The sequence below is a fragment of the Desulfatiglans sp. genome, from assembly GCA_012513605.1.
Classification (GTDB): domain Bacteria; phylum Desulfobacterota; class DSM-4660; order Desulfatiglandales; family HGW-15; genus JAAZBV01.
The window spans coordinates 1-15,466 of sequence record JAAZBV010000079.1 but is presented as its reverse complement, the minus strand read 5'-3'; the positions used below and the strand labels follow the sequence as shown (position 1 = coordinate 15,466).

Annotated in this window: 13 protein-coding genes; 5 read left to right on the top strand and 8 right to left on the bottom strand. The window is 44.9% G+C overall.

The window, feature by feature from the left end; translation table 11 throughout:
* The first annotated feature begins 60 nt into the window (after positions 1-60).
* A complete protein-coding gene (locus tag GX654_09880) occupies positions 61-399 on the top strand; it encodes a P-II family nitrogen regulator (protein ID NLD37165.1) in 339 nt (112 codons plus the stop codon).
* A gap of 105 nt (positions 400-504) precedes the next feature.
* On the opposite strand, the gene GX654_09875 is transcribed toward GX654_09880, so the two are convergent.
* From GX654_09875 to GX654_09850, 6 genes are all read right to left on the bottom strand, one after another.
* Positions 505-3,153: a glutamate synthase gene (locus GX654_09875; GenBank protein NLD37164.1), complete on the bottom strand. Its 2,649-nt coding sequence runs from the start codon at positions 3,151-3,153 to the stop codon at positions 505-507.
* Positions 3,134-4,552: a 4Fe-4S binding protein gene (locus GX654_09870; protein ID NLD37163.1), complete on the bottom strand. Its 1,419-nt coding sequence runs from the start codon at positions 4,550-4,552 to the stop codon at positions 3,134-3,136. The genes GX654_09875 and GX654_09870 overlap by 20 nt, the downstream gene beginning before the upstream one ends.
* A gap of 73 nt (positions 4,553-4,625) precedes the next feature.
* The gene (locus GX654_09865) at positions 4,626-6,023 is read right to left on the bottom strand and encodes a hypothetical protein (protein ID NLD37162.1); all 1,398 of its coding nucleotides are present in this window, start codon (positions 6,021-6,023) and stop codon (positions 4,626-4,628) included.
* A gap of 21 nt (positions 6,024-6,044) precedes the next feature.
* Positions 6,045-6,962 carry a methylenetetrahydrofolate reductase gene (locus tag GX654_09860; GenBank protein ID NLD37161.1) on the bottom strand — a complete coding sequence of 306 codons (918 nt, stop codon included), beginning with the start codon at positions 6,960-6,962 and terminating at the stop codon, positions 6,045-6,047.
* Entirely contained in the window at positions 6,959-7,627 is a 669-nt protein-coding gene (locus GX654_09855; GenBank protein NLD37160.1) for a hypothetical protein, read from the bottom strand. The genes GX654_09860 and GX654_09855 overlap by 4 nt, the downstream gene beginning before the upstream one ends.
* 89 nt (positions 7,628-7,716) lie before the next feature.
* Entirely contained in the window at positions 7,717-8,154 is a 438-nt protein-coding gene (locus GX654_09850) for a hydrogenase iron-sulfur subunit (GenBank protein NLD37159.1), read from the bottom strand.
* 374 nt (positions 8,155-8,528) lie between these two features.
* Here GX654_09850 and aspS point away from each other — a divergent pair, with 374 nt between their 5' ends.
* From aspS to GX654_09830, 4 genes are all read left to right on the top strand, one after another.
* Positions 8,529-10,700 carry an aspartate--tRNA ligase gene (gene aspS / locus GX654_09845; GenBank protein NLD37158.1) on the top strand — a complete coding sequence of 724 codons (2,172 nt, stop codon included), beginning with the start codon at positions 8,529-8,531 and terminating at the stop codon, positions 10,698-10,700.
* A gap of 2 nt (positions 10,701-10,702) precedes the next feature.
* A complete protein-coding gene (gene gatA / locus GX654_09840) occupies positions 10,703-12,136 on the top strand; it encodes an Asp-tRNA(Asn)/Glu-tRNA(Gln) amidotransferase subunit GatA (protein NLD37157.1) in 1,434 nt (477 codons plus the stop codon).
* A 57-nt stretch (positions 12,137-12,193) separates the two neighbouring features.
* Positions 12,194-13,645, top strand: a complete 1,452-nt coding sequence (gene gatB, locus GX654_09835; protein ID NLD37156.1) for an Asp-tRNA(Asn)/Glu-tRNA(Gln) amidotransferase subunit GatB — start codon at positions 12,194-12,196, stop codon at positions 13,643-13,645.
* A gap of 72 nt (positions 13,646-13,717) precedes the next feature.
* Entirely contained in the window at positions 13,718-14,335 is a 618-nt protein-coding gene (locus tag GX654_09830) for a flavodoxin family protein (GenBank protein ID NLD37155.1), read from the top strand.
* 206 nt (positions 14,336-14,541) lie between these two features.
* On the opposite strand, the gene GX654_09825 is transcribed toward GX654_09830, so the two are convergent.
* Both GX654_09825 and GX654_09820 read right to left on the bottom strand, forming a co-directional pair.
* Positions 14,542-14,883 carry a HigA family addiction module antidote protein gene (locus GX654_09825; protein NLD37154.1) on the bottom strand — a complete coding sequence of 114 codons (342 nt, stop codon included), beginning with the start codon at positions 14,881-14,883 and terminating at the stop codon, positions 14,542-14,544.
* A 10-nt stretch (positions 14,884-14,893) separates the two neighbouring features.
* Positions 14,894-15,169 (bottom strand): plasmid maintenance system killer, encoded by a 276-nt coding sequence (locus GX654_09820; protein NLD37153.1) that lies wholly within the window; start codon positions 15,167-15,169, stop codon positions 14,894-14,896.
* Positions 15,170-15,466 lie beyond the last annotated feature (297 nt).

Here is a 15,466-nt window from a genome sequence, read left to right as displayed (position 1 = left end):
TTTCGCCGCGGATATTGATCCCCGATAACGACTGTTACAGATAAGAAATGGAGATAAAACATGAAAAAGATTGAGGCAATTATTAAACCATTTAAACTTGAAGAGGTTAAGGAGGCCATACTGGCGCTTGGCATAAGTGGTATGACTATTTCTGAGGTCAAGGGTTTTGGCCGCCAGAAAGGACATAAAGAGATATACAGGGGCGCTGAATATACAGTAGATTTTCAGCCAAAGATAAAGATTGAGGTTGCTGTTGATTCTGCCATTGTCCAGGAGGTTGTAAATGTTATCATTAAAACGGCAAATACCGGTCAGATAGGCGACGGCAAGATATTTGTAATACCACTTGAAAAGGCCATAAGAATCAGAACCGGTGAAGAAAACGAAAATGCCCTGTGATTTTTTCATATATCTATCTTTGCCTGCCAACCTTTAAGGCCCATTAATCCTGCGTTTTAACCTACAGCATTAATGGGCAGATTATTATCAGATAATCCCCTGTTATTAAACTCCCCACTCCTCAAGGCCATCCTCTTCGATAAGGCACTGTTTCATGGGGGCAACCTTACAATATGCCTCAAACGGAGTCACTTTTCTGCCATCCACCATCAAAAGATCATCTTCCACTGATATCCCAAAAAGCCTCTCGTTTTCCTCAAGGTAGGGAAGGATCAGCTCCCAGTCTTTTTCATCGATATCATAGACCTGGCCTCCATTAAGCTGCTCATCGTCTATTGTCCGGTGAGGGTCACGCATATATATGGCCCCGCCCGATGCCAGAGAAAAGAGGTTTGCACCGGGATACGGATATTCAAGTGGAACAACCCTCCCATCCATATCAAAATCCACCCCGTTTAAGATTACAAAACCTCCGCCTGAATGGGGATCTCCGGCCATGAATGATTCTGCGAGATAATCGAGGCATGTGCCGTTTATAACCACCCTTGGTTTTCCAACAGCATTTATAAGAGGCCGCCCCGCAGCATTACCCATAATATAGACCTCTCCCCCCTTTGCCCCATACATGAATGTCTGACCTGTGTGGCCGTATACAACCAGTTTGCCTGACTTCATTATCTGGCCTAACTGATCCTGGGCGTTTCCATGCACACAGATTGTGAGCCCGTCAATACCTGAGGCAAGGTAGTCACCGGAATTCCCGTATATATCTATTTTAACACCGCCTGAATCAGGGCCAAGACCGCACCCGTGAAACCGCTGTCCTTTAAGTCCAAAGACTATAAACCTTCTCCACCCCCTGAAATATGCCTCGGTTAAAAGCCTGCTGTCACGTTCATCCCCTTCCGGCGGGAAAAGGGCTGCATCAATAACAAGCACCTTTTCATCATAATCAGGCCCCCTGAAAAATTGCCTGCTTTCCCAGTCAATAAGCCTGTAGGAGCTTTTCCTGGCCCTGTTTTCAAGGTTTGGCAGAGACCTGAAGATGTTCTCAAGTGTATGATTGAGCATCTGGAGTATTGACCTGCGTTTTTTGTCACCGGTCGGATAACGCATATCTATCAGTTGAGTGATCGCGCTTATTGCCACGCCAAGGTGCGCATCATTTTTCCGTGACCATTTTTTCAGCTCTTTAAAGCAATCCATAAGATCAGCATAATCCCATTTCAGTATACCCTCCCTGATATACTCAAACAGGAGGTCCGGCTGCTGCAGCTCAAAGAAACTAGAGACATTGAACTTTTCCCTGTTATCCTCCTCCATTGAGTAATAGACTCGACCCGGCAGATAGGGCGTCTTTTCCTGCTCAGCCCTGATCTCATGACCGAATTTATCAGCACATGTAAGCTTACGTTCGGTTGAACCGGGTTTTATCTCATCAAGGTTAAATATAAAGGAGCCGCCATCTGTATGGCTCCCTCCCCTTGCGTTCCAGTACATGTCTGCTACTGTACCGATTCTGGGGTCTTCATCTGAAAGACTCTTAAGGGTTGCATCAATCGCCTGCTGCTCAGAACAGATAAGCCCTACCTGAACCTGGCCCTCATGCAGGGCAAAGACCTGGGGCCTGAGCATGGCTGTGTCTGTAATACCTATGAGTTGCAGCCTGTTATTTTCAGTATCATTCCTGGCAATAATAAAAAACCATGGCCCATCAGGCGAACCGTGTATGTGGGCTGCCTGGATTGCCCTGTATATCTGCTGTTTCTCAACTGGCAGTTTGTCAAAATCCCTTTCCATTGTCGGGGCAAGGGCCTCAATAAGATATTCGAGTGGGTAGCCATATGTCCTGCTGTACAGGTCAAACAACTGTGCAGAGACCTCGGTATCAGTAAGAAACCTGGGATAAATATTTCTCTGTTTAAGATACTCACTTACAGAGTGATAATTGGCAAAGTCGCCATTATGCACAAGGGCCTCATTCATGCCTATAAAGGGGTGAGCCCCGGCCGGATGCCATACCTTTCCCCTGGTGGGATATCTCTGATGAGCAATCCAGATGTTGGCCTTGAAATCATCAAGCTTGTAATACCTTACCACCTCTTCTGCAAAACCTACCACCTTTAGTATAAAGAAGTTGCGCCCATGAGAGAGCACAAATGCCCTCTGCCTGCCGGTAGCATCATAATACCTGGAATTGATCCTGGTGCTGTTCTGATAAACAAATTCATCCTCTGCCTGCCTCTCTGTCATGTCGCCAAGATTGTTTTTTTCTATGAACTCCTTAAGGACAGCAGGCTTTACCCTGATAAAAAATCTCCACACATCGGGCGGTTTTGCAAGAAGACCCGGTACATCCCTGTAATCATCAAGCCTTGGAATCTTTTCTGAAAAATCCACATTGAAAAAGGGTTTTATAAACCTGTTTTCCAGCTCCCTGATAACATCATCCTCAAGAACCGCGATCTGAAGTATATAGCTCTCCTTTAATATCTTAGATGAAACGCCAAGCATCCTGTGGTCAAAGCCCATTGCTGCGATCCCGCCGCCACGGCCATTGCCCCTGTTATGCATCTGTTTTGAGGGCTCAAAGATATGTTTTCCGCGCACAGGGATGCTGCATGCAAAGCCAGTAACCCCGCAGCCCCCCTCTTCTTCTGTTTCAAATATATTATTAACCGGAAGCTCACCCGCAAGTTCTCTTCGCGATTTTATAATATTATTTATCATTATTTCAGACATGATTTTTTCCATTATTAATATAATCCAAATGCGCCAGCACATCCTTCCTTCCCACAAGTTCCTTTATACTCCTCATCCCCAGCCTCTTGAGTATCCTGATCAGCTCCCTCCTCCAGGCAAGGAACATATTAACCAGCCGCTGTGTGCCATAATCATTATTCATAAGCTGTACCAGTTCAGCATCGGTTGTTGCAATGCCCCTTGCGCATCCCCTGCCGCTTTCACACTTATGGCAGCGGATACATTCAAGGGCAACCATATCGGCTGTGCCTGTACATACGCCGTCTGCGCCAAGGGCTATTATCTTGGCCACATCATGGGGTGTTCGTACACCACCGCCCGCAATTACTGTAACCTTATCCCTCACCCCTTCATCGGTCAAAAACTGATGAACCTTTGGAAGGGCATATTCAATTGGCATGGCAATATTCTTTTTTGCTATCTCCGGTGCAGCCCCTGTCCCGCCATAACTGCCGTCAAGATGAATAATATGTGCGCCGGCATAGTAGCTTCCCACTGCAACCATATCCACATCAGTAGGGGTGGATACCTTTACAGAGACAATGGCCTTTGGATTTATGGCCTTTATCCAGTCCACATGTTTCTTATGGTCTTCAACCGAGTAAACACTGTGAAATGGAAAGGGTGAAAAGAGTGGATGACCCACAACAGCCTCACGCATCCTTGCAACACCCGGGGTCACCTTATCGCCCAGCAGGTGACCTCCCAGACCAGGTTTGGCCCCCTGTGCATATTTGAATTCCACAACCCTGACGCGCTGGATGGTCTCCTCTCTTACACCAAAAAGCCCTGTTGCCACCTGTGTTATAACATTGTCATCATAGGGTTTAAGCTCATCAGGGTAACCTCCCTCACCTGTGCAGCAGAGTGTGCCAAGCAGCTTTGCGGCCTTCATCCTGCTCAATATTGTGGTTACACTGACAGAGCCGTATGACATACCGCCACCGTAAAAAGGCACCTCTATCTTTACCCTGTGGGCATTATCCTCTCTCCGGTTCAGTTCAACAGAGAGGTCAATATCATCATCCGGAATATCACCTGTTTTCTCTTGCTTCCTGAGCTTGATTCTGAGTTTATCAAACCCGCCTCCGCTATCCCCTGTGCGGTAATTGAGACCAACCTTTGGGACAGTGCCAAATTCTGACATATACCATGTGCTGGCAAGGAGATCAGGTGTCCACCTGTAATCACCCATTGTATCAAATGTAGGGTTTCTTCTGTATGAAAGCGCATTTACAGGACATACTGAAGTGCATGGGCTGGGGCACTCTTTCCCGATGCAAAGATAATGGTTTTCCACATAAACCTTTCCCCTTTTTACAACATGCACCCCATATGGGCATACATCTACACATTTACCGCAGGAGATGCATGCATTGGTGCGGTTCATACGATATTTGCCAATGGCATTCCTGAACCGTGAAGGGGTTCTCACTATTTCAGGGAAGATAAATTTTTTATTTTCAGTCAAGTTCAAACCCCTCCTCAATCCTGTTTAAGGAGCCGAATATGTTTTCATCAAGCTCTTCAAAAAACATTGCCCTCCCGACCTCACCACGAAGACGCCTCACATCCCTGATGCCCATAGCGCCCATAACCTCAAGAAGCTGGTTATGCCATGCGCCCATGATGTTGATCGTTCTTGCGGCCACCCAGTTAATGGATGCCTTTTCTATTTCAACAGGGCATGGCAGTCTCTTTTCGCATCTCCGGCACATCCTGCATTCAAGGGCTATAAGAATGGGAAAATCCACATATACTGCATCCGCACCGCAAAGAATCGATTTTGCAACATGCTCTGCCATTGAAAAACCGCCTGATGCAAGTAGTGTCAACTCATCACGCAGCCCCTCATTCACCAGCAAAAGATGTATCTCCCTTATTGTATCCTTCATATATCTTGATGCATCGTCCCCTGCCCTTCCATTGTAACTGCCTTCAAGATTTATGATGGAGCAGCCTGCTTCAATAATTTTTAATGCCTCTTTTTGATATTCCCCCTTAAGATTAAGCCTTACAGAGACAAGGGCCGATGGGAAGAGCTCCTTTAGTTTTGCCATATTTCGCAGGCCGTTTTCGTCCCAAATATACTCCACCATCCTTGTATGCTCATCCCCATTAAGCCCATCAATATCCGTTGAAGAGATAACAGGGATAATATGTCCGCTCAGCTTTAGAAAATCGGGCATAATCCTTTTTACAGGGATGGCCAGGAGTGTCTCCAGTCTTTTTGCAGCGGATATCCAGCCTTTAATGGTGTTATCGCTGATAGCGCCAAAATCAGGCACCCTCATTATGACCGGCAAAGGGATATCCAATATGGCAGAACCATTTTTCACCATCCTGCCCTCTTTATCAAAGAGAAGGTTCCTGGGTGTACTGCCTATATCTACCCCTGTGCTTATATATTCCCGCCCATGTATGCCATCCCTTGTGGGACGCACAATCTCGGACATATCTGTCCACATGGAGTCAAACCCGGGGCCTGAAAATGGGCCGGGATAACCTGCGCCTGAGACAGGTATCTTGCCTGTCTCACCCTGGTACCATAAGCGGGCGATTATATCGGGTGTCCAGTGGGTATCACCCATCTCCATGAACTCAGGATTTATGGACTTTTGGATAAGCTGCGCGGGGCAGTTCTGAACGCACCTGAGGCAGTTCTGGCATTTATTGTCTATAGAGTCGATCATCTGCCCGGGACTAAGCTGCCTCTTTTCATAGACACCGTAGACACACTCCTTTTTCACACAGACAGGGCACTTCAGGCACCCCTCTTCCCAGGCGATAACACCTGATTTTGTCAAAGGTTCAAACCGGTGATCGGTCTGTTTAGTATGGATAACATATTTTGAAGGCAATCTTTTATTCTCCTGATTTTTTTAAGGTCTTGGCAAAAGCCCTGCCCTCTTGACAATTTCGTTAACTGCCTCTTCCCACTCAATGGCCATAATATGAACACCTTTTATACCCTTAAGCCCCTTAAGCCGCTGAATCGTTTCAACACATATCTTTATGCCCTCTTCCTTCTGTTTATCCTTAGGCACACCCTCCATCCTTTTGATTACAGATTCAGGGACATCCATTCCGGCCACATTATTGTTCATATACTTAGCCATTCCGGCTGATTTAAGGGGTGAGACCCCGCCCAGGATAAATGTCTTTTCAGTAAACCCTCTGTCAATGGCCATTTGAAGCCATTTTTCAAACCTGTCCATATTGAAGATACACTGTGTCTGGATAAAGTCAGCTCCAGCAGCGATCTTTTTTGCCAGCCTTATCACCCTGAAATCAAGGGGGTCAGCAAAGGGGTTGGCAGCAGCGCCTATAAACAGGTCAGGGGATTTTGTTAACTCGTCCCCTCCTGAAAGCTTGCCCCTGTCACGCATATTCCTGACAACATTCAATAACTGTATTGAATCAATATCAAAAACCCCCATTGACTGTGGCTCATTACCAAATATCTGATGGTCGCCTGACAGGCATAATACATTATTAATACCAATGGCCGCGGCCCCAAGGATATCAGACTGAAGGGCTATCCTGTTTCTGTCTCTTACCGTAACCTGGAAAACAGGCTCAATACCGGCCTTTATCAACAGGCTGCATGCAGCAAGGCTTGACATCCTGACAATAGCGGTCTGGTTATCAGTTACATTTACCGCATCAACTATACCCTTTAACAGGGCGGCCTTTTCCATTATCACATCAGGGTCAGCCCCCTTTGGCGGGCCGCATTCAGCGGTCACTGCAAATTTACCCTCTTCAAGAACCCTTTTCAGATTGCTTTTCACTGTCACTTTTGCTGATCCTCCCTCACTATCTTTCTGGGCCCGTTTCCATGTTTTTTTGACCAGTCCTTTGGGGGATAAATCGCCTCAAGTTTTTCAAGGGCATTAAATGCTGAAAGCCTCTCTATTATCTCCTGCCACGCACATGGAATTTCATGGTTTACTTCACAGACCCCGTTTTTTGATCCGCCGCACGGCCCGTTAAAGAGCTGCTTCGCGCACCTTGCAATAGGGCATATCCCCCCGAAATCAAAAAGCATACAGTCACCGCACCCCTGGCAGTTTTCCACCCATAGCCCCTGATCCCTTGTCTCGCCGAGAAATTCTGTATTAAGGGCAGGGGCTATTGGAACCTCAGGATATATATTGGCAACTGCCTGTACACCAGCACCGCAGCCCAGTGAAAGGAAAACATCATATTTTGCTGTATAATCATCAAGTTTCAGCACAAACTCTTTGACGCACTGCCTCTCCAGTGTAACCTCATCAATTATCTTTTCTTCCCTGTTCATTTTCGCTGCCATCCTTAGAGCAGAGGTCAGCAGGGCTGTCTCTTTTTCCCCGCCTGCAGCGCACTCCGCAACACATGATCCGCATCCGACAACCAGGATACGCTTATAGGGGGCTATCATTCGCCTTATCTCATCAACAGGTTTCTGTTCAGCCGTTATCATTTTCTTCTCCAGATAATTTTTTTTAATAAGCAACAATTTTTCAATCAGGTCATTAAAAACCTGGGACATTATTTATCCCAAAACCCTTTTCAACCATTTACGACTGCCTTGACAGGCATATGAACCGGTGAGGGGGTAAGCCCTTTTACCTGGTCGATTATGGCCTTTACCTGCTCTTCAAGGGTTTTTGGCTCATTTCTGTTCCCGATCATTATGCCTATGCGCTCTTTCTCAAGACCTATGTTTTCTAAAATCTTTCTTGCCATTTCCACCCTTTTTATTGCCCTTATATTCCCTTCAAAATAGCGGCATGAGCCTTCAGGACAGGTGATTATAAATGCCGCATCTGCAAAGGTTTCAAGCGCCTTCATAAGGTGCAGGATATCCATCCTCCCGCTGCACACCACCGGAAAAAATTTAATTGAACTGCCGTACCTCTTTTCCAGATTTATCCTTGTGTTCTCATCACTTTGAGGCACATTCCGGCAGTAAAAAATGGCGATATTACAGTTATTATGCTTTTCCATATCTTAATCCTTTCTTACCGGTTTTAAAATCTCTTTTTAAACCATTACCTTTTCAGGTAAAAAAAAAGACGCCGCACCTTTAAGGTAAATACGACGTCTTTGTCATCTTTAATTATATAAAACGTACTTCTTTGTACGATCAAAAAAATAACAAAGGTTTACATATTTGTCAATTTTTTTCTAAAATTATTTATGATCATATGTTAAAAACTTACCTGTAAGTAAACAGGGGTAAAGGTTAAAAAAACTTAAGCCATAAAGTAACCTTGATAATAAAGCAACTATAAGCTATGTTTTTTTTAAAAAATTATGTTATACACCTTTTCTTTTTTTTAAATGATAAAAGATCAGACAACAACAGGGTATAAAATAAAATGAACTGGAAAGATAGAATATACTGCGGAGATGTGACCCCGCACCACACAGGAAAAGAGATACTCCTGCTGGGTTGGGTGGATGCCATCCGCGACCATGGTAATGTACTTTTTATTCACTTAAGGGATATCAGAGGAATCGTTCAGGTGGTATTTTCATCTGAAAAAAATAAAAACTGTTATGATATTGCTGCATCCTTAAAGGAAGAGTATGTCGTAGAGATAACAGGCAGGGCTGCCTTAAGAGAAAAGGGCACAGAAAACTCCAACCTTAAAACCGGCACTATAGAAGTGGAGGCATCCGAGATTAAAATTTTATCAAGCGCCAATCCCCTTCCCTTTCGTATTTCAGAAAAGGCAATGGTGCTTAACGAGGATATCTCAGCCGGGCCTGAAAATGTTGATGAAGACCTCCGCCTGCAGTACAGGTATCTTGACCTGAGACGCCCATCCATGCAGCACCTCTTTATAAAGAGGTATGAGATATTAAAATGCATAAGGAGCTATCTTGATGAAAGACATTTTTACGAGATAGAGACACCATTCCTTACACGCAGCACGCCAGAGGGTGCAAGGGACTATCTTGTGCCGAGCCGTGTCCACCAGGGCAAATTCTATGCACTTCCCCAGTCTCCCCAGCTCTTCAAGCAGCTCCTCATGATGAGCGGCATGGACAGGTATTTTCAGGTGGCGCGCTGCTTCAGGGATGAAGACCTGAGACCCAATCGCCAGCCCGAGTTCACTCAGCTTGACCTGGAGGCATCATTTATTGATGAGGAGTTTATATATGAGCTTATTGAAGAGCTTATTGTAAGGATATTCGCCATCGGCGGTATTACGCTTCCACGACCCTTCCCGCGTATGACCTATAAAACCGCAATGGACAAATACGGGGTTGACCGGCCTGACCTGAGGTTCGGCATGGCCTTTGAGGATGTTACAGATCTGCTCAAAGATACAGAATATTCCATCTTCAAACAGATTATAAAAAAGAAGGGGTTAATTAAGGGTTTTTGTGTAAAGGGGATGTCTGAGGCATTAAGCAAGAATGTGCTCCAGAATGAGTATTCCATGAAGATAGTCCAGTCATTCGGCGCTAAAGGCATGTCATGGATGAAGGTTATTGATGGTGAACTCCAGTCAAATATTGTACAGTTCTTCAGCAAAAAAGAGCTGGAGGGTCTCATCAAAAGGTTTGGTGCAGAGGATGGTGATGTGCTCATGATGATAGCCGATACATCGCCGGAGCCTGTAAACAGGGTCTTAAACGATCTCAGGCTCCATGTTGCAAACCGCTATAACCTGATACCAAAGGATAAATTCTGCCCTGTGTGGGTAACAGACTTCCCGCTCTTTGAATACAAGGATGGTAAAATCGGCTCACAGCATCATCCCTTTACCATGCCTGAGAGGACAGATTTTGATCCCCATAATCTGGATGAGCTCATCTCCCTTAATTCAAGGGCATATGATATTGTCATGAACGGTGAGGAGCTTGGAGGGGGAAGCATCCGTATACATGACATGAACATACAGAAAAAGATATTTACCGCCCTTGGCTTGAGCCAGGAAGAGGCAGAGGCAAAATTCGGCTTTTTCTTAAGGGCACTTGAATACGGTGCACCGCCGCATGCAGGGCTTGCCCTTGGAATGGACAGGGTTGTCTCAATGATACTTAATACCCAATCCATCAGGGATGTCATCGCCTTCCCCAAAAACAGAAAGGCATTTTGTCCCTTAAGCAAGGCGCCCAACTTTGCGGACAGGTCACAGCTTGATGAGCTTGGTCTTACAGGGGGCATCAAGGGCATACAGGCAATCAGTAATGAAAAAGATCCTGACAGGATCAAGACATCAAAAAAGGCTCATGTTAAAAGGGAAAAGATCAGTACAGATGAGGTAAGGCACATAGCCAGGCTCGCAAGGCTGAGCATGACCGAAGAGGAGAGCTTAAAGTACAGGAATGACCTCAATTCAATACTGGATTATGTGGCAGAGCTGGAAGAGATCGATACAACAAATGTAACGCCGATAAGCCATGTGCTTGATATGAAGAATGTGTGGAGGGATGATATACCTGCTGAAAGAGAGAATCCCCTTGAACTCCTTAATAATGCCCCTGACCGTGAAGATGGTTATTACAGGGTGCCAAAAATAATAGAGGGGAACTGATCATGGAACTATGTGACAAAAAGGCAATTGAACTAACCGGGCTTCTTAAGAAAAAGGAAATAAGTTCAAGGGAGCTTACAGAATCTGTATTTAAAAGGATGGATGAAAAAGAGCCGTCTATTAACGCCTATATATCAAGGACAAGGGAGATTGCCCTTAGGCAGGCAGATGAGGCAGACAGGCGTATCAGGGCCAAAGAGGCAGTATCACCCATTAATGGTATCCCCATTGCAATAAAGGATAACCTCTGTACCAAGGGGATTAAAACAACATGCGCCTCAAGGATACTTGAAAATTATACCCCCACATATAATGCAACTGCCGTTCAGAAGGCCATAAAGGATGGTGCGGTTATTATCGGAAAGACCAACCTTGATGAGTTTGGTATGGGTTCATCAACTGAAAACAGTATAATAGGCCCGACCCGCAACCCTTTAAACACTGACTATGTATGCGGGGGATCAAGCGGGGGTTCAGCCGCAGCAGTGGCATCAGGCGAGGCCATTATCGCCCTTGGCACAGACACGGGTGGTTCCATAAGGCAGCCGTCCGCATTTTGCGGTATCACCGGCATAAAGCCCACATATGGCAGGGTATCAAGGTATGGGCTCATCTCATATGCATCATCCCTTGATCAGATAGGGGTGCTGGGCAAAAGCGCAGATGCCTGCGCCATGATGCTGAACTCCATATGCGGTCATGACCCGAAGGATACCACCTCAGCGAATGTAGCGACACCTGACTTCACATCATCCCTTGAAAAGGGAGTAAAGGGTCTAAGGGTTGGTCTTCCAAAGGAGTATTTTGTAGAGGGGCTTGATAAGGGGATCAGGGATTCTGTAATAAATGCAGTAAGGCTTCTTGAGAAGAACGGCATGGAGATTGAAGAGATATCGCTGCCCCATGCCTCCTCTTCAATAAGCAGCTACTATCTTATTGCAACCGCTGAGGCGAGCAGCAACCTTGCCAGATATGACGGCGTGAAATACGGATACAGGGCCGATACAGACACAGATGATTCTGTAATGATGTATGAAAAGACCCGAAGCAGGGGATTTGGGAGCGAGGTAAAAAGAAGGATCATGCTTGGCACATATGTGCTCTCAGCAGGGTACTATGATGCCTATTACCTCAAGGCCCAAAAGGTAAGGAACCTTATTAAGAAAGACTTTGACCATGCGTTTGACAGGGTAGACTGTATCATCACACCTACCACCCCGTGCCTGCCATTTAAAATCGGTGAAAAGATGGCTGACCCACTTCAGATGTACCTTGTGGATATTTATACTGTATCACTAAATCTTTCAGGACTGCCGGGGGTAAGTGTCAAATGCGGCGACATCAATGGTTTCCCGGTTGGCATGCAGATAATAGGTAGGCCATTTGACGAGGAGATGATCTTAAGGGTGGCGAGCGGGTATGAGAAAATAAGCTGAAGGCTGAAAGCTCAAAGATAGAAGTTAAAAGAGGAAGGATTCAATCAGGATAATAAAATGGAATATGAACTGATCATATGTTTTGAAACACATGTTGAGCTGGATACAAAGACAAAACTTTTCTGTGAATGTCCGGTTAAATATAATGCATCGCCAAACAGCGCCATATGCCCGGTCTGCACTGGTCAACCCGGCGCCTTACCTGTACTTAACAAAAAGGCTGTTGAATATGCTGTAAAGGCAGGGCTTGCATTGAACTGCGGTATAAACAGGCTGTCAAGATTTGCGCGTAAAAATTATTTCTATCCTGACCTTCCAAAGGGATACCAGATATCACAGTATGAAAGACCCTTCTGCGAAAACGGTTATCTTGAGATAGATGGAGATGATGGAGAGCCCTACAGGGTCGGCATAAAACGTATTCATCTGGAGGAGGATGCAGGTAAGCTTGTCCACTCGTCAGATTCCTTTGATGAGGCCGATTACAGCCTTGTGGATTACAACCGCTCAAGCGTGCCCCTGCTTGAGATTGTTACAGACCATGAAAATAACCCCATGCGATCCCTTACCGAGGCAAAGGCATATCTTGAGAAACTGAAACAGACTATCCAGTACATCGGCATAAGCGAGTGCGCCATGGAAAAGGGGCAGCTAAGGTGCGATGTAAATATCTCCATCAGAGAAAAGGGTAAAAAGAAGTTTGGTAACAGGGCAGAGGTAAAAAACATGTCATCCTTCAGGTTCATCATGGATGCCCTTGAGTACGAGGTAAAACGTCAGAAGGAGATCATAGAATCAGGAAAAGAGGTTAAGCAGGAAACAATGCTCTTTGACGAGGTAAAAAAGATAACGCTACCCATGAGAAGCAAAGAGGATGCGCCTGACTACAGGTATTTTCCTGACCCTGACCTACTTGAGATAGAGCTTGATGAGGAATTTATAGAAAGAGTAACAGGCACAATGCCAGAGCTGCCTGATCAGAAGCTGGCCATGATCATCGAGAAATATAACATACCGAAAAACGATGCAATAACCCTTACAAGAGACAGGGCTGTTTCGGAATATTTTATCGCGGCAATTGAAACCTGTGAAGACAACCGAAGACTCAGTAACTGGATAATCAATGATCTTTTCAGATATCTCAATGATGCATCTGTTTCAATTGCCGAGTGTCCTGTTAAACCTGAGGACATGGCAAGGCTTATAAACCTTATAGCAAAGGGGGAACTGACAGAGGCCATAGCTAAAAAGGTACTTGCCGAGATGTTCAGCACCTGCAAAGGTCCTGATGAAATAATTAAAGAAAAGGATCTTAAACCTGTTGCAGATGACTCGCTTATTAAAGCAATACTGGATGAGGTGGAAAGGGAAAACCCTGATGCCATTACACAGATAAAAGCGGGTGATACGAAACCAGTTGATTTTCTATTGGGGCAGGTGATGAAAAAAACAAAGGGGAAGGCGAATCCGAAAATTGTTAGAGACATTATGAAAAAAAGGTTTAAATAACTGGCTCAAGGCGCAGGGCTCAAGGCGCAAGGTAAATGAATATTTTACCATTACAACCATGGAGGCACTCAAATGAAAACAATCGTCATCTCTGGAAGCCGTAACCCTGAAGGAAGAACCGCTATGCTCATTAACGCCCTTTGTGAGGGTGTGAAAGAGGCAGGTGGCAAAACAGAGGTCATATATCTTCCCAAAATGGATATCAGCCATTGCAGGCAGTGCAACAAGGATGGCTGGGGCATATGCAGGGATGAAGACAAATGCGTTATTCAGGATGACTTTTCATCCATTGTGGAAAAGATAGATAATGCCGATGTAACAGTCTTTGCCAACCCGGTATATTTCGCTGACCTGAGCGAGAGCATGAAGGCATTCCTGGACAGGTTACGCAGGATAAAATCAAGGATACCCAGAAGGCCTGTTAACCCGAATGCGCCCATGCCCGGCCCCTTTAATAATGATATGGGGCCAATAGCAATGGGGATATGCTATGCAGGAGGAAGCGGAAACGGCACAACATCATGCTGCTTTAATCTTGAACGCACACTCATGTTCTGCGGCTTTGATGTGGTGGATATGCTGCCTGCAAGGCGTGAAAACCTGGATAATAAACTTGTTATCGCAAAGCAAACAGGTAAATGGCTTGCAACCATGCCCTCATCAAACAAGTGTAAGCTTGAGCCGGTTTAAAATAAGCAAAGGCGGCTAAAGATAACAACCTTTAACCGCCTCGATATTACTGCCTTTCAATAGTTATTTACTTTTTTATGGATTATCCTCCCCTATTTCATAATTGGCAAGAGTCATTGGCAGACCTGACCCCTATTTCATCACAGAAATGGGAATATGTTTAAACTTTGATCCTGCATAGTCCTGAAGTCTTCATCTGATTTGTTTCAGGCGTTTCTTAATTCATTGGTGCATTTTTGAGTAATTGATTTGATTTTGGACAGTTCATCAGCCAAACGATTTTCCGCATACCACAAATCATAGGCCTGTTGCATTCTCAACCATAGACCGGGTCCATTGCCAGCGAACTTGCCAATTCTTAACGCCATGTCTGTTGTAATTGGATGAGTACAAGCTAAGACGCGATGTAACTGCTGACGCGATACATTAAGACGCTTGGCAGCCTCACTGACTGATAAACCGAGATGATTTAGAACCTCTTCTCGTAATATCTCGCCAGGGTGAGTGGGTGGCCGTTTCAAGGGGCGTTTAACAAAATATTCTCTCATTTTTTAATCCTCAATGATATTGTTCAAGATCGACTTTAAGCGCATTACCATCTTGCCATTCAAATGTTATACTCCAGGGCCCATTTACATGTATGCTGTATCGTTTTGGAACCCCCTGAAGCCCATGAAAATTGAATCCTTGAAGATTCAAATCGGTCAGGTTTTCTGCCTGTTCCAAAGCATCCAAACGTCGTAAGCAGCGTGACTGTAAATCCTGATGCACCTTGCGAGAAGCGCCTTTAATAAATAACTCACTAAGCCCTTTATGCTTAAAACTTATTATCATAGCAGCATTGTAACACGATTTGATACACTGTCAATATCGGATTTTTAGAGATACAGATTTTCATTTTTATAAATCTAAGAACCTTTGTCTCTCCTATAAGGTCAAGGACAAGCCTAGCCTTTCTGTAAAGCAACATCTATCAGAGTTTCTTAGTTTTTTATGTCCATCCCCACTCTTGTCCAAAAACGGTTTTTAGTTAATGAATTTTGATATTGAAAAAGTCCTCCTTATGGGAGATCGTTAAGTTACCAGACAAAACGAATTCCCAAAAGCAAAAGGAGGACAAACCTATGGTAC